Source organism: Diplocloster agilis, from assembly GCF_019042275.1.
In the GTDB taxonomy this organism is placed as follows: Bacteria; Bacillota; Clostridia; order Lachnospirales; family Lachnospiraceae; genus Diplocloster; species Diplocloster agilis.
Map to the genome: position 1 here is coordinate 1 of NZ_JAHQCW010000126.1, position 202 is coordinate 202.

1 rRNA gene is annotated in these 202 nt (G+C 53.0%); it reads right to left on the reverse strand.

Annotated elements, in window-relative coordinates:
* A 23S ribosomal RNA gene (locus KTH89_RS24815) occupies positions 1-202 on the reverse strand; the annotation flags it as partial.

The following is a 202-nucleotide window of genomic DNA, read 5'->3' on the forward strand; positions in this document are numbered from 1 at the left end:
CGGCAACTTCAACCTGGACATGGGTAGATCACCCGGTTTCGGGTCTACGTTGACTGACTCTGGCCCTATTAAGACTTGGTTTCCCTTCGGCTCCGGACTCTCTCGTCCTTAACCTCGCCAGCCGACGTAACTCGCCGGACCGTTCTACAAAAAGTACGCGGTTGCACCAATAATGTGCTTCCACAGTTTGTAAACACAGGGT